Genomic DNA, 26,665 nt, shown 5'->3' with positions numbered 1-26,665 from the left:
TCTTAATAAATTCCTGTTGCCCTCGCTGCTAAACGCTCCACAGTTCATGTTTATGCATCTTTTCAAAAATCGCGCTTCGGATCAGCAAGCGGAAATGCAGGCTTGCTGTAAGTCAGTATTCCGCGAGGTTTTTCAGGCAACTCCGGCGGCGAGTCTGCTGCTGTCTTTTCCCGAAGGGCGGATTCTGGAAATCAACGAGGCGTTTTGTGAACTGGTGGGATGGAGCGCCAGCGAAATGGCGGGACGGCAGATTGCTAAGACGGGCATCTGGGCAGAGAAGGGCAGCTACACACGGCTTGTTCAGCAGATCCAGGCAGAGGGGAAAGTGAGCGCGATCGCCGATGTTTTTTGCACCCGCGCTGGCAGTCGCCGGCCGGTGCTGCTGTCGGCCCGTGCTATGTCGTTTGGCGACGAGCCGAGCCTCTGGATTACGGCGATCGCCCAGCCCACTGAACCCGTCGAATCTTCTCAGCCCGCGCCTCCGCACCTTGCCAGCCAGATTCTCGATCAGGCGGCGGCATCGATCGGGCAGATTCGCCTGTATCCCGATCGCCGCTGGCAGTATGACTATTGCTCCGCAGGCTGCGAGCGGGTGTTTGGCTTTACAAATGCAGAACTGATGGACGGCGCATGGCTGGAGCGGGTGCTGCCGGAAGATCGAGAAACGATGCCTTCTCAGGAAGTGGACACGCTTTTGGCTGGGCGATCGCAATGGAGAGAGTACCAATTTCTGCACAAAGATGGCAATCTGCGGTGGATTTCCAGCCACCTGTCGCCCCGCTGGGATGCCGCAGAAAACTGCTGGCGAGTTGTTTTTGTGGATACAGACATCACCGAGCAAAAGCGGCTAGAAGCGGAACTGCGAAACACTGCGACAGCCCTGCGCCAGAGTGAGGAACGGTTTCACCAAATTGCCAACAGCATCAAGCAATTTATCCTAATCCGCGATGCCCAGTCGAGGCAGTGTTTGTATGCCAGTCCGGGCTATGAAGCAATCTGGGGCCGCAGTTGCGAAAGCCTGTATCAAGACCGTGACTCTTGGATAGAGTCGGTGCATCCAGAGGATCGTCTAGAGGTAGAAGAAGTCGTAGAGCGCCAGTTTCAGGGCGATCGCATCCATCACGAATACCGAATCTTCCGACCCGACGGCACGCTCCGCTGGGTGCAGGCCGAGTTTTTTCCCGTCCTAGACGAAACGGGCGCATTTACTCGCTGTGCAGGCATTATCGAAGACATTACCGAGCGCAAACAGCTAGAAGCCGAGCGGCGGACCGCTGAGGAATCGCTGCGCCAGAGCGAAGAGAGATTCCAGCAAATCGCCAACCATGTCAACCAGCTTTTTCTGGTGTGCGATGCCAAAACGGGTGAATCCCTTTACGTTAGCCCGGCCTACGAGCGAATCTGGGGCCGCAGTTGCGAAAGCTTGTACCGCAATCCCCAGTCTTGGCTAGAGGCAGTGCATCCGGGCGATCGCCCCACGGTTCTCGCTTCCATTGCCAACCAACATCAGGGTGAAGCCGCGCATCGGGAATATCGCATCGTTCGCCCCGATGGAAGCATTCGCTGGGTGCGGGCAGATGTCTTCCCTGTTCGGGATGAGGCAGGCAGCATCATTCGCTTCGTGGGCTTTGCAGAAGATTTCACCGAGCGCAAACGGGCCGAACTAGCCCGCGACCTGGCCGAAGCCGCCCTGCGAGACTCAGAGAAGCGCTATGCGTCCTTTTTCCGCTGTAGCCCAGCGGCGATCGTCGTCTCCTGCCTGCCGACGGGGCAGTATATCGAGGTCAATCCCGCCTTCGAGCAATACACAGGCTATACCCGTGATGAAGTCATCGGACGCACTGCCGCCGAACTTGACCTGTGGGTAAATCTGCCCCAGCGAGAACAACTGCTGCAACAGGTGCAAACCAAGGGCGGCGCGACGGACATTGAGTTTCAACTGCGCCGCAAAGATGGCGAGATTCGCACGGTCTTGATGACGGCGGAGCGCTATGAAATCGACGGCTACGAGTATCTGATGACAGTTGGTGTGGATATTACTGACCGCAAGCAAGCCGAAGCCGCGCTGCAAGCCAGCGAGCAACACCGACGGCAGGCGCTAGAGCTAAGCCAGACGGGCAGTTGGGCGTTTGACGTGGCCACGGGCGAGGCAGTCTGGAGCGAGAGCCACTTCCGCCTAATGGGGCTGCGGCCGGGAGAGTATCCCAGCAACTACTATACCTGGCGCGATCGCGTCCATCCAGAAGATCTAGAGCGGGTAGAGCAGGCATTTCAGCAGGCGCTCGAACAGCACACGCTGCTAGAAGTCGAGTATCGCGTGGTGCATCCCGACGGCACCGAGCACTGGGTGCTGACCAAGGGCCAGGGGATTTATGACGAGCGCGGACAGCCCCTCCGCATGACGGGCGTAATGATAGACATCAGCGATCGCAAAGCGGCAAAACTTGCCCTCAAGCGGAAGGTACAGCGGGAACGGGCACTTAACCGAGTGATTCAGGCAATTCGTCAATCTCTAGACCTGGATGCGATCTTCAACACTGCAACCCAGGAAATTACACAACTGCTGGGCGCAGATCAGACCAACGTTATACAGCTTTTCTCCGAGCGCGGCTATTGGCAGATTGTAGCGAGCTACTGCGCCCACCCCGATTTGCCGGATGTGAAAGGGCTGCAAGTTCCGGATGCCGACAATCTCATCGCGGCCCGGCTCCGGCGTATGGAAATTGTCAAAATTGATGATGCTAGCCTGCTTGAAGACGACGTAAATCGCCAACTTGCAGAGCTTTTTCCAGGCTCTTGGCTGATCGCCCCAATGGCAATAGACGGCCGGGTTTGGGGCTGTCTCGCCGTAACCAAGAATCCAAGGACTGTTTGGACTGAGGAGCAATTTAGCTTAATTCAGGCGCTGGTGGATCAACTGGCGATCGCCATTCAGCAGTCCGCCCTCTACCAGCGGTTGCAAGAGTCAGAGGCCAGCCTGAAGGACGTGCTAAACAATGCGATCGCCGCCGTGTGCAGCTTCCGCGTCTTTGGTGATCACGACTGGGTGTATGACTACTATTCCGCAGGGAGCCGAGCCGTCTATGGCTATGAACCCGAAGAACTCATGGCCGACAAGCATCTGTGGATGTCGCGAGTCCACCCTGATGACCTAGAACCCGTCATCCTGCCGCTTTACGACGTGATTTTTCAGGAGGGCACCTGCACCTACGAATATCGGTTCTACTGCAAAGACGGATCGCTGCGCTGGCACCTGGCCACGCTCACGGCCCGCCGAGATGCGATCGCCGACTGCTGGATTGCGACCGTGATTACTGTCGATATTACTGGGCGCAAACAGGCCGAAGAAGAATTGGTCGCCAGCCAGAAGCTATACAAATCTCTGACTGATGTGCTGCCGCTGTATCTCTATCGCAAAGATCGGCACGATCGCATTACGTTCGCCAACCCCGCCTATCTTAATTTCTTAGGCATGACCCTAGAAGAGTGCCTAGGCAAGACCACCCCCGACATTGTGCCGCATGATTTGGCCACGCATTGCCTTGCGGCAGATGAGCAAATCCTGCAAACCGGAGAACCTGTCAGCCGTGTTGAAATGTCGGAAGCCACGGGCGATCGCCAATACTTCCAAAGCATGAAAAGCCCGGTGTTTGACGCTGACGGGCAAATCGTAGAAATTCAAGGACTCTGCTGGGAGATCACCGACCGCATCAAAACTGAGAAATCTCTGGAAATGCACAGCCTGATCGTGCAGAACATGGCCGAAGGCGTGTGCTTGGTGCGGGCGAGCGACGGCATCATCGTCTACGCCAACCCCAAATTCGAGGCCATGTTTGGCTACGAAAGTGGCGGACTCAACGGCAAACACGCCTCCGTCGTGAACTACGAAGACGACACACTGGATGCCCAGGAAGTCCATCGCAACATCACCTATCACCTTGATACCTACGGCGAATATACCTACACCATCTGCAACCGCAAAAAAGACGGCACACCCTTTTGGTGCCGAGCTACCACCGTTCGGTTCGACCATCCCGACTATGGCATGGTCTATGTCGCCGTCCACGAAGACATCACCGAGCGGCGGCAGGCAGAATTGGCGCTTCAGGAAATGAGCGCCGCCATGAGCAACGCTATCGAGGGCATTGCGCGGCTCGACCCACAGGGACAATATCTGTCTGTCAACCGAGCCTACGCTCGGATCATGGGCTATGAGCCAGCAGACATGATCGGGATGAATTGGCGGCAAACCGTTCACCCCGAAGAACTGGCGACGGCGATCGCAGGCTATGAGTCTATGCTGCAACATGGCAAGGCCGAGCTAGAACTGCGGGGACTCCGCAAGGATGGCTCTATCTTCTATAAGCAGGCCATTATGGTGGCTGCCTACAACCAGGAAGGGCAGTTCACCGGACATCACTGTTTTATGAGAGATATCAGCGATCGCAAACAGGCAGAAGCCGCCCTCGCCAGAGAATTAGCCCGCAGCAAAGCCCTGTTTGAGGCATCCGTAGATGGCATCGTGGTGATGTCCCAGGGGCGAGTGATAGAAGCCAATCCCAGCTTTGCCCGGATGCTGGGCTATTCGCTAGAGGAAGTCCAGTCCCTGACGGTCGCCGATTGGGAAGCGAAGTGGACCGCAGAGGAACTGGTGCAAATCAAGGCCGAGTTTAAAGACCGGAGCCATCGGTTTGAAACGCGCCATCGCCGCAAAGATGGCTCGATCTACGAAGTTGAAATTAGCGCCAATCCGGTCAATTGGGATGGGCAAACGGTGCAGCTTTGTATTTGTCGGGATGTGAGCGATCGCAAACGCACCGAGCTAGAGCTAAAGCAGGCCAAAGAAACCGCTGAGGCTGCCAATTCTGCCAAGAGTACATTCCTGGCCAACATGAGCCACGAACTCCGCACCCCGCTCAACGCCATCCTTGGATTTAGCCAGCTTCTAGCCTACGATCCCCTGCTCAACGACAGCCAGCGAGAGCAGTTAGAAATTATTAACCACAGCGGCGAACATTTGCTGAGTTTGATCAACGACATTTTAGAAGTCTCGAAGATCGAAGCCGGTCGAATTAAGCTCAACACTAGTAGCTTTGACTTGTATCAACTGCTGGATGGACTGATGCAACTGTTGCGCTTCAAGGCATCCGAGAAAAGTATTTCACTGGTGCTAGATCGCGCCCCAAACCTGCCGCAGTATATCGTGACGGATGAAGGCAAGCTGCGACAAATCTTACTCAACTTACTCAGCAATGCCATCAAGTTTACCAAGGCGGGTAGCGTGACTTTGCGGGCTTTGGTTGCCGAAGCACCTGACCACTTGCCCAATGACTCTTCGCAGCCGAACACCCCCCAAACCCAGCGACTCCAGTTTGAAGTCATCGACACGGGCTGTGGCATTGCGGCGGAGGAAATTGAAGACTTGTTTAATGCCTTTGTCCAGGCGAAGCATAGTCAACAAGCCAGTGAGGGCACAGGGTTGGGGCTGACGATTAGCCGTCACTTTGTAAACTTGATGGGTGGCGATATCCGCGTTCAAAGCGTCTTGGGGCAGGGCAGCACTTTCGCCTTTGAAATTCAGGTGCAGGTGAAAGACGCTGCGGCTGTGTTGCTGCCTGTCGAAACTCGCCGCGTGCTGACGCTGGCGCAAGATCAGGGCCCCTGCCGGATTCTGATTGTCGAAGACCAATGGCAGAATCGGCAGTTTTTGGTGGAGATGCTTGCGTCCATTGGGTTTGAGCTAAAGGAAGCAACCAATGGCTATGAGGCGATCGCCTGCTGGTCTACCTGGCAACCCGATCTAATCCTGATGGATTTGCGAATGCCAGGAATGAATGGGTTCGACGCGGTTCGACAAATCCGCCAGGATGAACAGACACTCAGATCTCAAATTCAAACGCGAAGCAACACAGATTATCCCCCAATTAAGACCGCTAAAATTATTGCGCTGACGGCGGATGCGTTTGAAGAAACCAAGGTCACAGCGCTGGCGGCCGGTTGCGACGATTTTATTCGCAAGCCCGTACAAGAGAGCCTGCTGCTGACCAAGATTGCTGAACATTTGGGCGTTCAATATGTCTATGAAATGGCTGAAACGCGGCAACCGGAAGCGAATGAATCTGCGGAAAATTTAGACAAAAATTTAGACAACGATCTATCGTTCATGCCTGTGGAATGGATCGCCGAATTGCATCAGGCTGCAACAGAAGGATTTGACGATCGCGTTTTGCAACTGGTGCGGCAAATTCCGCCAGATTATTCCCGCTTGGCTAGCGCTTTAACCCACTGGGCAACAAACTTCCAGTTCGAGTCTATTACTCAACTGACGCAGCCGCTCATCGAATACGAGGCAGACTCAGCACCCTAGAGCCAGAGATTCAGCCCCGGAAGGGCTGTGATTGGCGTGCTGTGGATTGAAAACAGCGCCGATGCAGAATTTTTCGCAGGCTGTACTCGCGAGAAATCGTTCGATCGGGGCTGGATCGAGGCGCGACTTGGCAGCCTCCAGATTTGCCCATCGGGAAACTCTGATTAGAATCTTGAGTGTGGGGATCGGGCGCGATCGCCCCAAAAACTCCCAAACACTTATCCCAAACACTTATTAGGCACGGATTAAATTTTGCGGAACATTCCCCATGAATAGGACAGAATCATCGAAACCAGACATGCTATGCAAGAGCCTTGCAGGGGGACGGAGTGCGGCTGTTTAAGACCATTGCAGGACTGCGCTCCTATCTTGCGTCGTGTCGTCAGGGGGCAGACGGTGCAGCAACCACGCAGGCCGGGCGATCGCTCGGTCTAGTGCCCACGATGGGCGCACTGCACGAGGGACACCTCAGCCTGATTCGCCGCGCCCGCCAGGAAAACGCCGTGGTTGCTGTCAGCATTTTCGTCAACCCGCTGCAATTTGGCCCGCAAGAAGATTTTCACAAGTATCCCAAAATGCTGGAGCAAGACAGCCAGTTCTGCGAAACAGCAGGGGTAGATGTAATTTTTGCCCCCAGCGCCGAGGAACTGTATGGCGGACGCAGCGGCTCCAGAAAGGATATACTGACGCAGGTGATTCCGCCGCAGGCGATGATGGCGGTGCTGTGTGGGCCGCATCGGCCGGGGCACTTTGAAGGCGTGGCGACGGTGGTGGCAAAGTTGCTCAACATCGTGCAGCCCGATCGCGCCTATTTTGGGCAAAAAGACGCTCAGCAGCTTGCCATTTTGCGGCGGGTTGTGGCGGATTTGAACCTGCACGTAGAGCTGGTTGCCTGTCCTACGGTGCGCGAAGCTAGCGGGCTGGCCCTGAGTTCGCGCAACCAATACCTTTCGCCAGAGGAGCGATCGCACGCTGCTGCCCTTTATCGCAGCCTGCATCGGGCTGAGCAGGCGTTTCACCAGGGCATTCGCAAGAGTCAGGAGCTAATTTCAATTGTGAAGGAAGAGTTATCAACCGTCGCGGCGGTGCGGCCGCAGTATGTGGAACTGGTGCATCCAGAAACGATGGTGCCGCTGGCCGAAGTGGAGGAGCGCGGGCTAGTGGCGATCGCTGCTCATTTGGGCAGCACGCGCCTGATCGACAACATCGTGCTGAGCGCCCGCAAGCCGATTATTGCCATCGACGGCCCTGCCGGAGCCGGAAAATCTACCGTTGCCCGCCGCGTCGCGGCCGAACTGGGTCTGCTGTATCTCGACACGGGAGCCATGTATCGTGCGGTGACTTGGCTGGTGCAGCAGTCAGGCGTGGAGATTTCGGACGAAGCGGCGATCGCCGAACTGGTGAGCCAGAGCGAGATTGAGCTAGTCCAGGGGGACGTTGATGCTGGAGGAACAGCGCCTCATGCCCTTATGCCTTCACGCCTTCACTCCAGTACGCCCGCTCCGCTGACGGTTTTGATCAACGGGCAGGATGTGACCCGCGAGATTCGCACACCCCAGGTCTCGGCGCAGGTGTCGGCGATCGCCGCCCAGGGCGAAGTCCGCAGAGCGCTGGTAAAGCAGCAGAAAGAATACGGTCGGCGCGGCGGCGTGGTGATGGACGGGCGCGACATTGGCACGCAGGTCTTTCCCGATGCCGAACTCAAGATTTTTCTGACGGCTTCGGTGCAGGAGCGGGCCCGCCGCCGCCAGCTTGACTTGAAGGAGCAGGGTCAGCCAGAGGTGTCTTTGGAAACCCTGGAACGAGCCATCTTTGAACGCGACCAAAAGGACAGCAGCCGCAAAATTTCGCCGCTTCGCAAAGCCGACGATGCTATCGAACTGGTGACGGATGACCTGACGATCGAGGCGGTCGTGGAAAAGATTATTTGCCTGTACCGCGATCGCCTGTCGTCCGGCTTGTAAGCCTAAGTGGGCTTGCGTAGACCCTCAGCAGAGCAGCAGTAAACTGGAAGCATGACGCAACCCACTGCCATCACAACAGCCATCACCAACCTGAAGGAAGCTCAGGAGCGCTTTAATCTGCAACTGGCTGAGAGTGCAGATTTCTTCATCGAGTGGTTCACGGAGTTGCCAGGGCTGACCCATGCGGAAACAGCGGCTCTAGACCGCTTGAAGCAGCGCTATCAATACTACGCGGCCGATGGTTCAATCACCGAAGGAACAGTCGATGTCATTCTAGTGTCACCGCTGCTGGAATTGCTGGGTCTGTGCGATCCGCCCTACAAAATCCGGGCAGAAAAATATGTGCAGATCGAAATTGAAGATGGCGATCGGCGGCTTCAGGGGCTAATTGATGTGTTGGTGGTTCAAGACCAGCTTTGGCTAGTGCTGATTGAAAGCAAGCGGTTTGGATTTAGCGTCTTGCAGGCACTCCCGCAGACCCTTGCTTACCTATCGGCGGCTCCTCAAAGCGATCGCCCCGTCTATGGGCTAATCACCACAGGCGAAGACTATCTGTTTGTCAAGCTAGATGGGCGATCGCGCCAGTATGACTTGTCAGACAAGTTCACCCTAACGACTCGACGAGACAATCAGCTTTACACCGTTGCTCAGGTGATCAAACGCCTCATGCACGCAAGCGGCTCGCCCGCAACCGAGTCTAACGGCTACTCAAAGGGCTAATTAACTTGAAGGGCTAATTAAAAGTTAATCAAAACGCAATATGCAACTTTACCGATCTCCCTCACTCTGAATGCCTCTCCCAGAGCGGGAGAGACTTCAAGCCTCTCTTGCTCCCCTTCTCCTGATCTGGGAGAGGGGGTTGGGGGATGAGGGCAAACTGAACGTTGCACATCGCGTTAATCCATCGCGTTAATCAAAGGCTAATCAGGCTAATCATAATCAAAGGCTAATCAATCGAGATGGACTGCGGCCCGCTGCCATTGCTGCTGCTGGGCGGCGCATCACTAGCAGAAACACTGCTGCCTGCTTGCTGATCTAGCCAGCTTTTCACGGGGTCGTCGTTGAGATTTAGCCGGAATAATCCTGAGAAAAAGCCCCCCAAAAAGGCGACCGGGTGGCTGGTGATTTCTCGAACGACAGGCGTTAGCTCATCCAAAAACATGGGTTTCTCCGCTGCGGATTCTAGTCTAGGCAGAATTTTAGCCTGAGTCAGCAATCTAGTGGCGATCGCCCTCGGCAAATCCGGGGCAGATTCCCGCTTGCCCCCCGATCCTAGCGCAAATTTCTGGACCTCGCAGCGGCCAGACTGGCTCCCAGTAGCGCCCTTCACCTGCTCATCAGGCCATTCCAGTTCTACAGCAAGGTGCTACAGCGAGAAATCTTCGGCAATGTCCGCCCGCGAGGTGGGCTGGTTGACCAGAATTCCCTCGCCGCCCAGCACCTCCAGCGGCTTGCCTTCGATGGTGATCCACACCTTTGCGTTGGGGTCTAGGGTGGTTGCGGTGTAAACCACCTGCGCCAGCCGTCCAGTCATGGAGGTGCTGCCGCCGCCCTGGGTAAAGCTGTTGGATAAATCGACATGCACGCCATCGTCTTCTACCTCGACACTGCGGAGGGTCGTGTCGCGGGGAATTGTAGATCCTACTGTGTTGTCGCTGGGGCCGAGCAGCAGTGCCTCGAAGGTGGCTTTGAGGATTTCTTCAGGGCGATCGCCCGACTCAACAGACACCGAAGCCGGAACCAGCGTCGTCTTTTGACCGTCGTCCTTCAGCCAGTAAACCTGCACCGTCCGCTGTTGCACCACAGCGATCGGCTCACCCGTCGGCTCTGCGTTGGAGGGCGCATCCACTGCGGGTTCCTGCGCGATGGGTGGATTTTCGATGGGGACTGCTAGGGGCGAGGGCGACACGGCGACGGTTGGCTCCGGCTGGGGCGCTCTGGAGGTGACCGTTTGCCAAGTGAACCAGGCCGTGGCGCTGCCCGCCGCCAGCACAACGCCTGCCAGCGCGGCAACTACGCCCACAGGCAACCGGGATGAGGAGGTAGACGATTCCGCCAGACCGGGCTGTTCGGTCGTGTTGGACGGCAGGGGCTGGTCTTGAAACGAGTGATTATCCATAGAAGCGTCCCCACGCTATAGGGGTAAGGGGTTGGGTTTGAAAAAAGTTTGGAAAACCAGTGGAGGGGAATGTCAATCTTCCTCAGAGGCGCTGCGAACAGAGTTGCTGAAAGCCCCGCAAAGGCTGATTGGGCAACCCAAAATCGCAAATCCAAAATCGACAGAACTTACGCACTTGCGATATATTCTTTGGGTTTTGGACAATTTCTCGCGGGCTGCGCCCGCGAGAAATTGTCCAACTGCGTAAGTCCTAATCGAGAATCGACATCAGTCCAAGGGCGGGGCGATTGCCTCATCTGCTGCGATCGCGGCCTTGATGCAAATACCCAGTCTAATAACGCAACGCAATTCTGGCCTAGGTTTTCAGACGGACAGACTGGATTTTTGTTCCGCTGCTGGCAGATTGGAGCAGCCTGGAGCAGCCTGGAATAGCTCCAGCACAACACCCCATCTCTTTTATTCTAGAAATCTTGCTCTGATCCGGGATGATTCGCTGAAAACTGCGCCGTGCTGCGATTCTGTCGGTGTGCTTCTGCGCGAATCAGGCTTCTCGGGAGCGCTGAAATTGGGCCATCAACTGCGCCACCACCTGGCTATTCTCTGCCTGTTTGGACTGCTCCAGTGCAGCTTGCAGCACCGACAATTCCAGCCCCGGCAAAACCTGGGAAACCGGGATGCGGCGGCTGCCTTGGTTGGCAATTTGAAAGGCAATGATTTGGCTCTGGGACACATCCACGACCCAATATTCCGCCACATCCAGTTCTTCATACAGCAGTCGCTTAGTGCCCAGGTCGTCTGCCAGCGAGGAGTCGGCAATTTCGATCGCCAAATCTGAGGGAGGAACCTCGTCTAGGTTGGCGATCGCCCGCCCCTGAGGAGCCAGTGCAGCACGGCTACCGACGTAATAGGAGATATCTGGCTGCGCTTCTTGCACGCCTGCCTTTCGATAGCTGGCGTTTATCAATCCGCGAACTGGAATCCCCCGCAGAGCGCAAAAAAGCGTGATCGCAACGTGAATGATGCCGTTGTCTCCGGCGTGATCTGGCCCAACTCCCACGGTTTCAATCCTCATTTGCTGGTTGAAATAGTAGCCCTTCGCCTTGGCGTAAGCGGGATCATCCGTCAGACGCACAAACTCCTCCCAGGATGCCGGAACCCAGGCATTGGTGACTTGAGCGGGGGTGAGTTGAACCATTGGCGTTTCTGGGAATGAAAGGACAGAGAGCTAGGGAGCGATCGCCTCCTGTATCCACTGTTTGAGGGTGGACACGATCTGATCCAGCGCGATTTCCTGCGATTGCTTGGTGGCGCGTTGCACGACTTCGACCTTGCCCTGCTGGAGCGATCGCCCCGTCACTACGCGGAAGGGAATGCCCACTAGTTCAGAGTCTTTGAACTTCACGCCGGCTCGCTCGTCGCGGTCGTCCAGCAGGGTTTCTACGCCAGCGGCGTTGAGGTCGGCGTAGAGTTTCTCAGCAGCTTCTACTTGAGCGGCATCGGTGATGTTGGGGATGACGACGATGGCATGATAGGGGGCGATCGCCACGGGCCAGATAATGCCGTCTTTGTCGTGGTTTTGCTCCACGGCGGCCTGCGCCAGCCGAGACACGCCCACGCCATAGCAGCCCATCACCAGCGGCAGTTCTTCGCCCGTTTCGCTAGTGTAGGTCGCGCCCATTGCTTTGGAATATTTCGTGCCCAACTGGAAAATGTGCCCCACCTCGATGCCACGGGCGGTTTGCAGGATTTGGCTGGGGTCATGCATCGCGCGATCGCCCGGCCGGGCCTTGCGAATGTCCACCACGTCCGCAGGCAGCGGATACTGCTTGCCCCAGTTTGCGCCGACGACGTGATAGCCAGACTCGTTCGACCCGGTGACGAAGTTCTGCAAGTCCACCGCCGTTTTGTCCACCAGCCGCAAGAATTTGGGATGCAGCTTTTCCTGCTTGCCGATGTAGCTGTCTTCCAAGCCGGGGGAAATGTAGCCCAAGGGCAGGGGCTTGGCGGCCCACTTCGCCTGTGCCTCGGCATCGGGCACGGTCAGTGCCAGCAGCGTCTTGCCCCCAAAGCGATCGCCCAGTTTCACCAGTTCATTCGTCAGCTTTACCTCGTTTACGTCTTGGTCACCGCGAATGCTAGCCAGCACCAGCACCGTCACGCCGTTGTCGTAAACGGCCTGATACAGCACGTTTTTGACAATCTGCGTGGGAGAGCATTTGAGAAACTGGGCGAGTGTTTCAATGGTGGGCGTGTTGGGCGTGTCCAGTTTTTCAAATTTCGTAAAGGTGGAGGGCACGGCATCGGGCGGCAGCGACACGGCTTTCTCAGTATTGGCCGAATATTTGCCATCTTCGGTGTAAAGGATTTCGTCCTCCCCAGCGTCTGCCAGCACCATGAATTCCTGAGATCCCGATCCGCCGATCGCCCCGGAGTCTGCCTCCACCGGGCGGAACTTCAGCCCCGTGCGGGTAAACATATTGCGATAGGCGCGATCCATGTCGGCGTAGGTCTGCTTCAGGCTTTCTTCACTCGTATGGAAGGAATAGCCGTCCTTCATGATGAACTCGCGTCCACGCATTAGCCCAAAGCGGGGACGAATCTCGTCGCGGAATTTCGTCTGAATCTGATACAGGTGCAGCGGGAGTTGGCGGTAGGAGCGGATCATGTCGCGGGCGATCGCCGTAATCACTTCTTCATGAGTCGGGCCCAGCGCCACCTCGCGGTTTTGCCGATCCGTGAGGGTGAACATGATGCCTTCCGCCTGGGTGTAGGTGTCCCAGCGGCCCGACTCTTTCCACAGTTCCGACGGCTGCATGGCGGGCAGCAGCACTTCCTGCGCGCCGGTCGCATTCATCTCCTCGCGCACAATCTGCGACACCTTTTGCAGCACTCGCCACATCAGCGGCAGATACGCGTAGACCCCGCTGCCGATGCGCCGAATATAGCCCGCCCGCAGCAGCAGCTTGTGGCTGGGAATCTCTGCCTCTGCCGGATCTTCGCGCAGGGTGACAAATAGCATCTGAGACAGGCGCATCGCTGGGTCGTCCTTCCTACTAACATTTGCGTTGGTTCTCTCAGTCTACCGAACCCACTGCCTCTCGCATCGCTTTACGGATATTGCTTGTCAATAGACATGGCCTGGCTCTATCGCCCGACGAGCGATCGCCCCAAATCTCATTCCCTGGTCAAGCGGCATCCCGGAGTAGTCGTCGGCCCTTGGCTCAGAAGCAATCCCTCCCAGCGCAGACCCAGTGCCCACACGGACTGTTGCCCTAAGCATCGCCGGGCTGATTGCCCAGAAGACTCCCCTCTTGAGCAAGGAGCGCTGCGGCTGCCTCTGACGTGAGCGCACGAGAGAAGAGATAGCCTTGTCCTAACTGATAGCCAAGGCGCTGGAGTCGCTGAAGCTGAGTGTGCGTTTCAATGCCTTCGGCGATCGCCCCCAACCCAAGCTGTTGGCTCAGGGCTGCGATGGTTTCAACAATCTGATAGTTGCGCGGATCTGCTTCAATTTGGCTGACGAAGGATCGGTCTACCTTTAGGCTATCGACAGGTAGCCGATGCAGATAGCTGAGGGAAGAATAGCCTGTGCCAAAATCATCAATGCTGATGTGAATGCCGCGTGCCTTAATTTGTTCTAGCAGGCGAATTGCGGCCTCGGCATCTTCGACCAGCATACTCTCGGTAATTTCCAACATCAGACAGGTTGGATTGAGACCACTTTGCGCCAGTGCTTGGTCAATTTCATTGACTAACCCGCCGTACTTCAAGTCCTGTGCCGAGAGATTTACCCCAACTTTCATCTGGCTGCATTGGGGAAAGACCTGTTGCCAGCTTGCCAACTGCTGACAGGCCGTTTGCAGCGCCCACAGATCAATCGCTGTAATTAGCCCGATTTCTTCAGCAGTAGTAATGAAATCGGCAGGAAACTTCAAGCCTTGGGTTGGGTGCTGCCAGCGGATAAGGGACTCGAACCCGACCAGTGCCCTAGTGTTGAGATCGACGGTGGGCTGATAGTGGAGGACAAATTCTTCAGCAGCGATCGCCTGTCGCAGGTCATTTTCCAAATGCAGCCGTCGGAGCGCCTGGGCGTGCATCTGGATGTCAAAAATTTCGTAGCAAGCTTTGCCTTTTTGCTTGGCGCGATACATTGCAATGTCAGCATCCCGCAGCAAATGCGAAGCCTGGTCATAGACAGAAGTGCCCAGCACAATGCCCGCACTAGCAGTTGTGTAGATTTCGCGTCCTTCCAACAGCAGCGGCGTTTGCAGCGCCGAGAAAAGTCGTGCCGTGGCATCAATCGCTGCTTGAATTTGGGGTATCTCTTCTAGCAAAATAATGAACTCATCCCCGCCGAGCCGCGCCGCCAAGTCTGACGGTTTTAGGGTCGATTGCAGGATTTGGGCGATCGCAACTAGCAGTTGATCCCCCGCTAGATGCCCCAGGCTGTCGTTGATCACTTTAAACCGATCAAGGTCGAGAAAAATCACCGCAAACTGATAGTTCCCAGCGGATTTGGCACGGGCGATCGCCGCTTCTAGCCGTTCCATCAGCAGCTTGCGATTGGGCAACCCCGTCAGCGCATCATGAACCGCCGCATACTCTAGCTGGCGTTGAATCCGCACGCGCTCGGTCACGTCGCGGGAGGTGGTCTGGAGTTGCACGACCGTGCCCGTCCCATCAACGATTGATTTAAGCAAGGTTTCAAACCAAACGTAGTGCCCTGCCCGATGGCGCATCCGATAGGTAACGGGTCCAGCCTTGCCGCTGCTGGCAGCGATTTCCAACGCTTGGGCGAGGCGATCGCCCTCCTCAGGATGCACAAACTGCTGCGGTAAACGACCCAGCATTTGATCATAGCGATAGCCCAGCAGCCCCTCACAGGACGGGCTGACGTAGCTGTAATGGCCTGACGGCTGATGCAGACAAACAAGGTCGCTAGTGTTTTCGGCCAAAAGTCGATAGCGGGCTTCGCTGTCTCGCAGGGCCAGTTCTGACTGCTGGAGTTGCGCCAGCGCTGTCTGCCGCTCTGTCACGTCTAAAATCAGCGTGTCCCAAATAATGTCACCGTTGGCATAGCGCGTGGGTCTGCCTGCTGCTTCGAGCCACTTTTTACGTCCAGAAGGAGTCGTGATTCGCCATGCCCAAGACCAAGGTTGCAGCGTCCGCGCCGATTCCATCACCGAAGCCTGCATCGCTGGCAGATCCTCTGGATCAATCATCTGCCACAGCACGGTGGCATCTTCAACAACTGCTTGTGCATCCACCTCCCACAACCTGAGACAGCCCGGACTCATGTAAACCACTGCATCAGACCCGTCAGGACGAAGGAGATACTGAAAGATAGCGCCCGGCACATTGGCCGCCATGTTTTGAAATCTTGCTTCGCTCTCTCGCAGAGCAGCCTCAATGCGGCGGCGTTCTGTTAGTTCTATTTGCGCCTGTTGGTAAAGATTGGCTTGCTGAATGGCAATTTCAAGCTGATGGGCAACGGCTTGGGCCAGTTGCACTTGGTCTTCGGACCAAACGAGCGATCGCCCATCCGCCACAATCGTAAAGCTACCCCACAGCTTACCGTCCACTGACAGCGGAATCAGCAGCCACGCCCCAAGCACGATTTGGGCCAGATCTCGATTAATCGTGTCTTCTATAGCGCTGGCATCGTTGATCTGTACCACCTGAAACTGTTTCAGTCTGGATGCAAAGGGATTGCCTGCATCAGAAATTTCTAAACCCAGCGTTGAGGGCTGAGCAGCATCGTGACGATAGGCTGCGACGTGTTTCCAAACACCCTGCTTCGGTAGATACTGCACGACGTAACAGTCCAAATCCTGAAGCAGGCGAGCAGTTTCTGCCGTTGCTGTTGCAAAGATAGTGTCGAGGTCAAGGGAGTTGCGAATTGCTTGGAAGACGCGGTTCAGCGCCTGTTCTCGCTGAATTTGCTTCTGTAGCTCTGTGATGTCTCTTCCAACGGATTGAATTTCGACTAGCACGCCCTGTTCATCGAAAATGCCAACGTTAACCCACTGGGTCCAGCCAATCTGATGATTGGGTCGTTGGTCTCGGTTAATGTTTTCAAAGGTTGGATGTGTAGGTGTCAGAGCAGCAATTTTTCGATAGATTTCATCCAAATCTTCGGCGGGAACAAAGCTACTCCAGCGCTGACCAATAACCTCCTCCAGCGGCAGACCCAGCGTTGCACAGAGGGAGTCGTTGGCAAAAGTAATACGGGTGTCTGGCGTAGAGCGTAGAATCAGATCGGTCTGCGCCTGAATCACCTGGCGATAGCGTTGATCACTTTGTCGATCACTTTGCAGCCGCGTGTTTTCAATGATTTGCTGCTCGTGGATGTTGCGCCGCTTTTGGGGGCCGATATCTTGCAGCGTAGCAATCGCATAGGTGACGTTGCCCTGCGCGTCGAAAATAGGCGTGGCCTGCACTTCTAGAAAAATCGTGCGATCGCCCCAACGAATCTCCAAATCATCTGCCGCAGCCGCCACGCCTCTAAGCGCTTGCGTCGTAGGTAACTGCTCGACCGAGTAGGGAATCTGGGTGCCCGCACGATAAATCGGAGATGCCTCCAAAAACGGCGCTGGTGAATTTTCTAACTCGTTGGTGTCCTTGTTGGTATCATTGTCCTGCTCTAGCAATCTGCGACCCGAAGGATTGATGTAGACTAGCTGCCCCGTTGCGTCGTAGGCAGCGATGCCAATGGGTGCTGCGTCTAGACACTGAAGCAGGCGGCTTTCGCGCTCCAAACGGTTAGCGCATTCCTGCTGAAGGGCTGCTATCCACCGTTTAACAGAGGCAGGGGTGCGGTTCCAGTCTGCTGGCGAAACTTGCTCATAATCGGCGGAGGAGTGGTTTTCCATAGGTAAAACACAAACTTAAAAGTTTTCGCCTTCTGCCAGATTCGCTCTGTCTGGAGCCTGTCTGATGAAAAGTGTACCCATCTCTCTTCAAAATTTCAGGGCTGCAAGCCACCTTTCAAGCTTTGAAGCAAAAGCCCACTTCATCTCTGGGCTGCTCGTCTACCAGCAAGTGTTCAAACTTCCGGTACACTCACAACAGTGACTCAATGTTGGGTCAACGTTTCTTGTCGAAACTGCTTCATTGCGCTTCTATTTCACCTGTTACTATGCGGATTACTCGAAACCGTCTGCGCCAAGACGGGCTGTATTTTCTGCAAGGCATTGCAGGCACCTGTGTGGTTATGGGAGGGCTGGCGATCGCCCTCACCTCGTTCACGCTGCTGCTGTCTGCGTTTGCGCCGGGGCGCTTTCGGGAGATGATTCGCGACAATTTGCCCCCCGATTTGCCCCTGGTGCTAGTGGCGCTGCTGGTGGGGTTGGCGGCATTTTTGACCTTGCTGGTGTGGGCGCGGTTTACCTCGCGGCGGCTGGCGCTGTGGACGGGGGGCGTTTTAGGGGCGATCGCGCTGCTGTCGATGGTGGCGGTGGCGATCGCCAGTCCCTAGCCAGAAACCAGCCATAAAGTCAGCACTTAGGGCCGATCGCATCGAAGGCGACGTGGGAGGGCGATCGCCAAAACCGAAGTGACACTTCTAACAGTCCGCTTTTAGAGCAGTCCGCTTTTGGAAGCATACTTTTAGAATTGTGCTAACCTAGTAAAGCTTGAGAATTTCTCAACGCCTTTCACGAACACCTTTAACACGGGCTGTTGTGGAAATACTTGCGGGCATAGTTTAGTGGTAAAACTACAGTCTTCCAAACTGTTGATGCGGGTTCGATTCCCGCTGCCCGCTTCGGAAAGATTTGAACAATCTGGCAGACTATTTATCAAATTATCAAAACGGTTTGCCAAACGGTCTGCTAGATGGCTGGTAAATGGCTGGACACGCAGTTTATAAGTCCTGGTCTTCGTCCTGTTCCTTCACTTCGGGCGAAGGAGAAACCAGCGTAAAAGGCGCAAAAGAGGGCGTGGTGGCTGTGCGGCTCATGGCTGGCGGGCGCACGGGAGTCGCGTTGCTGGGGCTGGCGCTATGGAGCGGACTGGTGGCCGAGTGGCAGAGCAGCGTCAGCGCACAGGAGCAAACCGCCAGCGATAGAAAATCCAGACCCTTCGTGGTCAGCACTTCTGGCTGGGGCGCAACGGCAGCAGCCACCCTGACCCGCGACCCGGTGTAGGCATGGGGCGAGCGGGCGGCGCGGCGCAGCGTTGCTCTCTGGTTCCATTCACTGGACTTTTCAATCATGACAACGGTTTGGTAAGAGGGAAGGACGAAAGGGGAAGAACGAAGAGGGAAGAACGAAAAGGGCAACCCTAGCGTAGACTACCCAGATTGTGCCTGGTTCCAACGCAAGGATACGTAGGAATAAACTTGCAGACGGTGGAATTGGGCAAATTGTTCGCGGGTAAGCCAGAGCCGGGTTAGATCATTGCGGGGGCAAACAGGGCTATCGCGCTCGCCTGATGTTTGAGCAGGGTTGCCTTGGGCAGCGGCCCATGCAGATGCTCCCAGGGCAGCAGGTCATCCACCTGCCAGGGGTCGAAAACGTAAGCTTCCAGCGGTGGCAGGGTTCCCCGCAGTTCCTTGAAGGCGCGGCGGTAGCTGCCCAGTGTGTCGCCGTAGTGGCGCACCCTTTCTAGTAAATGGGACAAGCGGCGATCGCCCCGCGAAATTAGCGCCTGGATTACCGACCAATTATAGCTTTCGGGACGAAACTCGACTCCCAGTGCCCCCAGCCGCTTTTGCAAAATCTTTAATCGCTTGTCTGCCTGCGGGTTCACGCCAAACCACTGAAAGGGTGTGTGAGCTTTGGGGACAAAGGTGCTGCACCCCAGCGTCAGGCGCAGACCGGGCGCGGCTTTTTTCAGGGTTTTCAGCAGGTCTACGGTCGCATCTAGGTCGCTGGGCTGTTCGCCCGGAATGCCAACCATGCCATAGAGCTTGAGGCTGCTGAGGCCGCCCGCTTTGGCGTTGATGGCAGCCTGGACAATTTCTTCGGTTTCCAGCTTTTTGTTGATGATTTGCCGCAGGCGATCGCTCCCACTTTCGACTGCAATGGTAATGGAGCGGGTGTCGTGTCGCACGAGCGATCGCGCCAGTTTCTCGGTCACGGTGCCCGTCCGCACTGAGGCCAGGCTAAGCCGCACATCATCGAACTGCGGCTGGTTGAGATAATCCAGCAACTCGTCAAACTCTGGATGCTGCGTCACCGATGCGCCCAATAGCCCCAGCCGATTGGTCACCGCCAGACCCCGCTCGATCGCAGGCATCAGCGATTGCTCCAAACTTGCTGGGCGAAAGGGCAGCGTTAGGTAGCTGGCCAGGCAAAAGCGGCACATTTCAGGACAACTCCGCACCACTTCCACCATGTAAATGTTTTCCCAGGCGGCCCGCTCGGTGACAACGGTCGAAGCCGACAGCACGTTGCCACGATAGGTCTGCTTTTCGACGACCGCAGGTGCGCCTTCCAGCGGGGCGATCGCCCGGATTTTTCCGTCTGGTGCAGTGTAGGTCACGTCATATAGCGACGGAACATAGACTCCTGGAACCTGCGCCAGGTGTCGAAGCTGCTGCGATCGCCCCTCCTGCCGCACTGCTTTGTAAGCCGTGATGAATGCATCTAGGAGCAGTTCACCGTCGCCCAGCAGCACCACGTCAAAAAAGTCGGCAAAGGGTTCGGGATTGGCCGTCAGCACAGGGCCGCCCCCGAAAATGAGCGGGTGGGCATCGGTGCGGTCGGGCGATCGCAAGGGAATCTCCAGTGACTCCAGCAGCCCCAAAATATTCACATAGTCCAGTTCCCAGGATACGGAGAACCCCAACAATTCGGGGCAGGCTGGCAGCGGCTCATGCAGATCGGTAAACAGGCGGCTGACCTGCACATCGGCCCGCGTCGCCAGCGTCGCCCAGACCACCTGATAGCCCAGGCTAGTAATGCCAACGGTATAGTCATTGGGAAACGCAAAAATCACCGGAACCGCGTCGGCATCCGGCGTTGCAGGCGTAAACAGCAGCCGCTCATCGGCGAAAACAGCAGTCACAAAGGCAGAAGCAAGAGAGGAGACATTCTCCTTCAGCCTATAGCAAAAGCCCAGAAGATGTGGGCAATGTAGCGATCGCCGCCAGCAATGGACTCCAGGCATGTATATTTGGCTACTAAAAAATATGGGGATGTACGCAGATGCGGCAGGAGCAATTGAGGAATTGGAAAACTATAGGCGGTATTTTTCAGGGCATCTACCGTAGGAGTTTGCACAATCTTCATGGCAAGCTGAAGATACCGAAAAGCTCTGTTCTCATACATTGACAATTTTGTGACGAATTTTGCTGCCCTCAAGAGCAGTTATTAAGCCCCAGTTGAACTCCAGTTGAATCCCAGTTGAACCTTAGTTAAACCCCGGTTGAACCTTAGTTAAACCCCAGTTAAACGCTGATCAAACTCTAGTTAAAGCCCAATAGGTTAAAGGCTAAGTTACACTCAAATTTGTTAAACGCTGATTGATTTCCAAACTCAATCGAGAGAGTGGAACGAGTAGATAAGCTGGTTAAAAAGCCAGAGATAATTCATGAGGTCTAATTCATGAGGTCTGGGGCTAGATTTTGATCTACGAGGTGATCGAGTCACTAGTAACTTGCAGCTAGGACTACAGATATATTTCATTGAAGAAGATTCCATCTGAATGGACGTTTGCATCTGCAATGATCCGACGGATTGGAAGATGGACTGAATCGGGAGGCGATCGCAGTCATGGCTGATTTTTTTGATTCCTATCGGGGAACTTTTGTCCCAGAAACCGAGCGAACCACGGACGTTCGCAATTCAAAGGCAGCAAGCTTCAGCACTCGAAAAGCTGAGCTAGATCAACTGCTGGAAAAGGCGATTGAACAATATCAAATTCGGGACTATCCATCAGCCCTGAAAACATTTCGGCATGTCCTCTTTGGCTATCGAGAAGTGCATGATTTGCAGGGCGAAGGCATGACCCTCAGCGGCATGGGTCTAGCCTTTTATGCGCTGGGTCAATACCAAGAGGCGATCGCCCATTCCTATCAAGCGCTGGCAATGGCCCGTCAGACGATGGATCGGCGCACCGAGCGTCAGGCCTTGGGAAATTTGGGCAATGCCTATCGCCATTTGAACAACTTTGAAAAGGCCATTGAATATAAAGGGCAAACGCTAGTCGTGGCCCGCGAAATTCAAGACCGACGGGGCGAAATGGCGGCGCTCAACAACCTCGGTATGGTGTATAAGGCAATGGGGGATTGTGAACAGGCGATTGCCTATTACGAACAAAGCCTGCGTCTGGCGAAAGAACTGCATGATTTGCAGGTAGAGGGGCAGGTTTTGCGGAACTTGGGCAATGCCTACCACGCGCTGGAAAACGGTCAGAAAACGGTGGAATGCTACGAGCAGCTTTTAGAAATTGCTCGACAGCAGTCTGACCTATCTACCGAAGGGCAAATCCTCAAAAATTTGGCGAGCGCCTGCTATTCCCTGGGAGATTGCAACAAAGCCATTACCTATCATCAACTGCGGCTGGCGATCGCCCGCACCCTCCGCGACAGGCGCAATGAAGACCAGGCGCTAGAAAGCCTTGGCGTGATTTATGACGCAATGGGAGACTATGCCAAAGCCATCGAATGCTATGAACAACGGCTAGCGATCGCCCAATCTGCTCAGGATAAGGACTTGGAGCGGCAGCTATTAACCAGCCTGCGAAACGTTTGCTACGCCGTTGGTGATTTTGCTAGAGCCAATTCGTATGAGTAGGTTTCTTGCAAGTTCTTTGCTCAGTTTTTTTTCTTACGCTCCTCTCTGAACAATAGACTTACGTTGCCAAAGCTCAGGGATTGGATTGAGAACCCGACATCCAGACCATGTTTCACATTCACAAGGACATGAGTTCTGGAACCAAACAGTCAAATTCAAAAGCCCCTGAGTCCATTGAAACTCAAGGGGCTTTCGTATAAACTGTGCTCTAGATTTGCAGACTAAGAGTTTGCGCCGCCAAGTCTACTATCGATTTTGAGTTGCCTTTTCCAGAGCACGCTCAGCTTTTTCTTGAATCGTCACTGCCTGACGAGAATTGGATGGACGATTCATCTTATCTACATCAGCATTTTCCTGAACTTCATTGATTCCCTTGCGGGCGCGATCCTGCACTTCTTCCATGCTTTGCAGACCCGAATCCAGCGCTTCCTCTGCTTTTTCATAGATTCCATCTAGCTTTTCTACGCCTTCGTTGGGTGCGCTAGACTGATTGCCAAAGCCAAATGTAAGAGCAGGCGAGGCGGTAAACAGCATCAGGACGACAAACGAAAAGGCGATCGCCACTTTATAGATCGACTGCTTTAGTTGGTTCCAAGTTTTCATGGGAGTTCCTCCAAGAGTTACAATTCGTCAAGCCTGACTCAATTGAACTGCGCTAATTGAATTAGATAGTTGGACTTGGAAATCCACTTAATTCATACGCACCGCTTGACTCATTTGAATCATTTTTGTCATTTTTGAATCATTGAGTGACTCATTTATCCTGCATTTAGTTATACGCTGGATGCCCCTTGTTTCAAATCAATCCCTAGAGCGAAAGCGGTCAGGTTTTTACAGTTTTTTTCTCAGCAGAGCGACGGATTAAATCTTGCCAAATCAGATTGAACTTCCCTCTAAAGGGGGAGACAATAGAGGCGATCTGATAGCGACTAATTCCTGAAACCTAGAGGCATTCATGCTTTCTCGCCTTCTCTCAACGGTTAGAACAAACATAATTAGAACAAACATAAAAGTGAGTGCGCTTCACCAGGCAGCACGGCTGGGAATAGCCGCCTGCTTCAGCCTCGGAGTGTTGCAATCTTCTGCTGGGGCAGCGCCGATTCGCTTTGCCTCGTTCAACGCCTATCTCAACCGCGAAGCAGAGGGACAACTGCTGGCGGATTTGGCAACACCCGACAATCCGCAGGTGCGGGCCGTCGCCGAAATCATCCAGCGGGTGAACCCTGACGTGCTGCTGCTGCTGGAGTTTGACTATGACCCGACGGGTGAAGCCGTGCGCCGCTTTCAGGAAAATTATCTCGCTGTGGGACACAACGGCGCTGCGCCCATCCACTTTCCCTACGTCTATCTCGCGCCCAGCAACACGGGCATTCCGTCTGGCTTTGACCTGGATAATGACGGGCAGGTCAGCACCACACCGGGGACTCGCGCCTACGGAGGCGATGCGTTTGGGTTTGGGCTGTTTCCAGGGCAATATGGCATGGTGCTGCTGTCGAAATACCCCATTATTCAAGAGCAGGTGCGGACGTTCCAGATGTTTTTGTGGAAAGATATGCCCGGTGCGCTGCTGCCCAGCAATCCGGCGACTCCCAACGCGGGTGACTGGTATTCCCCAGAGGAACTAGCGGTGTTGCGGCTGTCGTCTAAAAATCACTGGGACGTGCCGATTCTGATTGGCGATTCGCGAAGCGATCCCGGCGGGAGTCGCACGATTCATGTCCTTGCCAGCCACCCCACGCCGCCCGTGTTCGACGGGCCCGAAGACCGCAACGGCCGCCGCAACCACGACGAACTGCGGCTGTGGGCAGATTACATCACGCCTGGCCGCGCCGACTATCTCTATGACGACCGGCGACAGCGGGGCGGTCTGAGCGACACGGCTTCGTTTGTGATTATGGGCGACCTGAACGCCGACCCCATCGATGGCGACGGAATGCCGGGGGCGATCGCCCAACTGCTCGACCATCCCCGCGTCAACGCTGACCTCACGCCCAGTAGCGCAGGCGGACAGGCAATCGCCGCCGCCAGCACCGCCACCGGCCCCACCCGCTTCCACACCGCCAGCTTCGGTCGCCAGAGCCTCCGCCTCGACTATGTGCTGCCCTCGACGGATCTCCGGGTCGTCGGTGCGGGTGTTTTCTGGCCCGCTCCGGGTGATCCGCTGTTCCGATTGGTGGGCGATGGCGATCCGATTATCAGCTCCGACCATCGCCTGGTATGGGTGGATGTAGAAATTTAGCCGCTAGTCCGTCGGCGGGTGCGTGGAAAACACATAAATCCGCTGGGTCGCCAGATTTGTAAAGACCTCCGACGGACGCACTGGCTCGGCGCTGTCGTCCCGCTTCAGTCGAAAGATTTGGCGATCCAGTTGCACCTGCAAATTGGTCATGGGGTCGCCACCCGCAGACACCAGAAACTCTAGCTGCTGCACAGTCGGCCAGGCGGCAACCTGGTCGAGAATTTGGGCGATCGCCCGTTTCGCGGGATGCTCTGGCTGCTGAAACCAGTCGGGGCTAGCGGTCTGCGATTGTCCAAAACCCAGATGCACGATCAGCGATGATTGGTTAAAGAGGGCGATCGCCACCGGCCGCGCCTCTTCCTGCACCAGCAGATCGTGGGCCTTAGCCAGATAGCGCAGTTTCTCCAGTCGGTCGTAGCGCTCCGTTACCGAGGGGTCGTCTTCCCAGCGAATCGCCAGCGTCAGCAGGTAGGTTTGCAGCAGCAGATGGCCCAGTTTCTCTGCTTTCGTCGCCAGATAATCAGCATTAAACGGAGTCGCCTCGATCAGCAGCGGCACCCGGCTCACCATCTCCAGCCCGTAGCCCTTGAGGCCAGCAATCTTGCGCGGATTGTTGGTAATTAGGCAAAACTGGCGAACGCCAATGTCGTTGAGAATCTGTGCGCCCATGCCATAGTTGCGCTGGTCGGCCGGGAACCCCAATCGCTGGTTTGCCTCCACCGTGTCTAGCCCCAAATCTTGCAGCGAGTAGGCTTTCAGCTTGTTAATCAGCCCAATGCCGCGCCCCTCCTGCCGCAGATAGACCACCACGCCCGCCCCTGCGTTCTCAATCATCTTCAGCGCCGCCTGAAGCTGCATTCGGCAATCGCACCGCAGCGACCCCAACGAATCTCCAGTGAGGCATTCTGAATGCACGCGCACTAGCACCGAGCGGTCTTTGAATGTCTCCGGATCGCCTTTCACAATTGCCACATGCTCGGAATTATCCAGCAGATTTCGATAGGCATAGATTTTGAAGTGCCCAAACTGCGTCGGCAAATCCGCCACTGCCTCACGATGCACAAACCGCTCATGCTGGAGCCGATAGCTAATTAAGTCGGCAATGCTGATCAGCTTTAGCCCGTGCCGCCGGGAATATTCCACCAACTCTGGCAGCCGCGCCATTGACCCATCAGGGTTTTGGATTTCGCAGATCACGCCCGCCGGATACAGACCCGCCAGTTGCGCCAAGTCTACGCCCGCTTCCGTGTGACCGGCCCGCTTCAGCACGCCGCCTTCCTTCGCCCGTAGAGGAAAGATGTGGCCGGGTCGGCGCAGGTCGCTTGGCTTGGTTAGCGGGTTTAGGGCAATTTGAATCGTGCGGGCGCGGTCTTCGGCGGAGATGCCTGTGGTTACGCCGAGGTGGGTTGCGCCGTCGATGCTGACGGTAAAGGCGGTCTGCTCGCTTTCGTCAGTGTAGCTGCTGACCATCAGCGGCAGGTCAAGCTGGTCGAGCCGTTCGCCGGTCATGGCCAGACAGATCAGCCCCCGCGCTTCCACGGCCATAAAGTTGATCATGTCGGGTGTAGCGAACTGGGCAGCGCAGACGAGATCGCCTTCGTTTTCGCGGTTTTCATCATCGACCACGACGATCATTCGACCCGCCTTGAGATCGGCCAGGGCAGACTCGATCGAGTCGAATTGGAATGCAGGAGCGGGTTGAGCAGGTGTAGCGGCAGGCGTAAGCGGTTCCACGAGAAAATTCCTGATTGAAGAGAGAAAAATAGAGGTTGGTAAATAGGGCCGTCTCAGCAGTGGAGTCGGGCTGAAATTAGGCTCAAATGTAAAGTTCTCTGAAGCGATCGGCTAAATCGATTGTATCTCTTTCGGCTAAACCATTGACAAGCGGGGCGCTATGATGGGGGCGGTTTGCGCTGCGGGCAGGTTTATTTGCAGCAGTTGGCAAAAAATGCTAGCGAGTATGAATCCGGTGCGGTCAAGGCAGGCTGGCTCTGCGGGGCAGCTCGATTTCCCAAAAATCTTTTGTTTTTCTGGATAGCGCAAAAGGGCAGGGTGTTTTATGGTTAACCTACTGATTTATGAATTTTAGGACTTACGCAGTTGGATAATTTTTCGCGGGCTGCGCCCGCGAAAAATTATCCAAAATCCAGAAAGCCTATCGCAAGTGCGTAAGTTCTGAATTTGTCAGCTAGTTGAACGATTTGAATTGAACGATTTGAATGATTCTCGTTTTTG

17 protein-coding genes and 1 tRNA gene are annotated in these 26,665 nt (G+C 55.4%); 7 read left to right on the top strand and 11 right to left on the bottom strand.

Features of this window, described 5'->3' with window-relative positions:
* The first annotated feature begins 94 nt into the window (after positions 1–94).
* The 3 genes from JTM80_RS18540 (at position 95) to JTM80_RS18530 (ending at position 9,051) form a co-directional block, all read left to right on the top strand.
* Complete coding sequence (locus JTM80_RS18540) at positions 95–6,367, top strand: PAS domain S-box protein (RefSeq protein WP_205370043.1); 6,273 nt, start codon at positions 95–97, stop codon at positions 6,365–6,367.
* A gap of 329 nt (positions 6,368–6,696) precedes the next feature.
* Entirely contained in the window at positions 6,697–8,331 is a 1,635-nt protein-coding gene (locus tag JTM80_RS18535; protein WP_172357247.1) for a bifunctional pantoate--beta-alanine ligase/(d)CMP kinase, read from the top strand.
* 51 nt (positions 8,332–8,382) lie between these two features.
* Complete coding sequence (locus JTM80_RS18530; RefSeq protein ID WP_172357245.1) at positions 8,383–9,051, top strand: type I restriction endonuclease subunit R; 669 nt, start codon at positions 8,383–8,385, stop codon at positions 9,049–9,051.
* 226 nt (positions 9,052–9,277) lie between these two features.
* On the opposite strand, the gene JTM80_RS18525 is transcribed toward JTM80_RS18530, so the two are convergent.
* The 6 genes from JTM80_RS18525 to JTM80_RS18500 all read right to left on the bottom strand — a co-directional run bounded on the left by JTM80_RS18525 (position 9,278) and on the right by JTM80_RS18500 (position 17,322).
* Positions 9,278–9,493 carry a hypothetical protein gene (locus tag JTM80_RS18525; RefSeq protein ID WP_172357243.1) on the bottom strand — a complete coding sequence of 72 codons (216 nt, stop codon included), beginning with the start codon at positions 9,491–9,493 and terminating at the stop codon, positions 9,278–9,280.
* A gap of 204 nt (positions 9,494–9,697) precedes the next feature.
* Positions 9,698–10,450, bottom strand: coding sequence for a GerMN domain-containing protein (locus JTM80_RS18520; RefSeq protein ID WP_205370041.1), 753 nt, complete (start codon positions 10,448–10,450; stop codon positions 9,698–9,700).
* Positions 10,451–10,991: 541 nt separating this feature from the next.
* A complete protein-coding gene (locus JTM80_RS18515; protein WP_205370039.1) occupies positions 10,992–11,645 on the bottom strand; it encodes a Uma2 family endonuclease in 654 nt (217 codons plus the stop codon).
* Between the two features lie 30 nt (positions 11,646–11,675).
* A complete protein-coding gene (locus JTM80_RS18510) occupies positions 11,676–13,484 on the bottom strand; it encodes a proline--tRNA ligase (protein WP_205370037.1) in 1,809 nt (602 codons plus the stop codon).
* 90 nt (positions 13,485–13,574) lie between these two features.
* Positions 13,575–13,730 (bottom strand): hypothetical protein, encoded by a 156-nt coding sequence (locus JTM80_RS18505; RefSeq protein WP_205370035.1) that lies wholly within the window; start codon positions 13,728–13,730, stop codon positions 13,575–13,577.
* Entirely contained in the window at positions 13,723–17,322 is a 3,600-nt protein-coding gene (locus JTM80_RS18500; protein ID WP_205370034.1) for an EAL domain-containing protein, read from the bottom strand. The genes JTM80_RS18505 and JTM80_RS18500 overlap by 8 nt, the downstream gene beginning before the upstream one ends.
* Before the next feature lie 266 nt (positions 17,323–17,588).
* Here JTM80_RS18500 and JTM80_RS18495 point away from each other — a divergent pair, with 266 nt between their 5' ends.
* Together JTM80_RS18495 and JTM80_RS18490 are read left to right on the top strand one after the other, a co-directional pair.
* Complete coding sequence (locus JTM80_RS18495; RefSeq protein ID WP_172357233.1) at positions 17,589–17,927, top strand: hypothetical protein; 339 nt, start codon at positions 17,589–17,591, stop codon at positions 17,925–17,927.
* 217 nt (positions 17,928–18,144) lie between these two features.
* A tRNA-Gly gene (locus JTM80_RS18490) sits at positions 18,145–18,215 on the top strand.
* Positions 18,216–18,314: 99 nt separating this feature from the next.
* On the opposite strand, the gene JTM80_RS18485 is transcribed toward JTM80_RS18490, so the two are convergent.
* The 3 genes from JTM80_RS18485 to JTM80_RS18475 form a co-directional block, all read right to left on the bottom strand.
* Positions 18,315–18,665, bottom strand: coding sequence for a hypothetical protein (locus JTM80_RS18485; RefSeq protein ID WP_172357231.1), 351 nt, complete (start codon positions 18,663–18,665; stop codon positions 18,315–18,317).
* A gap of 176 nt (positions 18,666–18,841) precedes the next feature.
* Positions 18,842–20,461, bottom strand: coding sequence for a radical SAM protein (locus JTM80_RS18480; protein ID WP_225906678.1), 1,620 nt, complete (start codon positions 20,459–20,461; stop codon positions 18,842–18,844).
* Positions 20,462–20,493: 32 nt separating this feature from the next.
* Entirely contained in the window at positions 20,494–20,685 is a 192-nt protein-coding gene (locus JTM80_RS18475) for a hypothetical protein (protein ID WP_172353197.1), read from the bottom strand.
* A gap of 483 nt (positions 20,686–21,168) precedes the next feature.
* On the opposite strand from JTM80_RS18475, the gene JTM80_RS18470 reads away from it, so the two are divergent.
* Complete coding sequence (locus JTM80_RS18470) at positions 21,169–22,191, top strand: tetratricopeptide repeat protein (protein WP_172357227.1); 1,023 nt, start codon at positions 21,169–21,171, stop codon at positions 22,189–22,191.
* A gap of 246 nt (positions 22,192–22,437) precedes the next feature.
* Here JTM80_RS18470 and JTM80_RS18465 read toward each other — a convergent pair whose 3' ends face one another.
* A complete protein-coding gene (locus JTM80_RS18465) occupies positions 22,438–22,794 on the bottom strand; it encodes a hypothetical protein (RefSeq protein ID WP_205370032.1) in 357 nt (118 codons plus the stop codon).
* Between the two features lie 352 nt (positions 22,795–23,146).
* Between JTM80_RS18465 and JTM80_RS18460 the strand changes: the two genes are divergently transcribed.
* Positions 23,147–24,430, top strand: coding sequence for an endonuclease/exonuclease/phosphatase family protein (locus JTM80_RS18460; RefSeq protein WP_172357225.1), 1,284 nt, complete (start codon positions 23,147–23,149; stop codon positions 24,428–24,430).
* Positions 24,431–24,433: 3 nt separating this feature from the next.
* Here the strand turns inward: JTM80_RS18460 and ribBA are convergent, their stop codons facing one another.
* Positions 24,434–26,164 (bottom strand): bifunctional 3,4-dihydroxy-2-butanone-4-phosphate synthase/GTP cyclohydrolase II, encoded by a 1,731-nt coding sequence (gene ribBA / locus JTM80_RS18455; RefSeq protein WP_172357223.1) that lies wholly within the window; start codon positions 26,162–26,164, stop codon positions 24,434–24,436.
* Positions 26,165–26,665: the final 501 nt, after the last annotated feature.

The organism is Thermoleptolyngbya sp. PKUAC-SCTB121, from assembly GCF_016919485.1.
Lineage (GTDB): Bacteria > Cyanobacteriota > Cyanobacteriia > Elainellales > Elainellaceae > Thermoleptolyngbya > Thermoleptolyngbya sichuanensis.
Note: the sequence above shows the minus strand (reverse complement) of the source record. Positions and strands in the feature narration are given on the sequence as shown.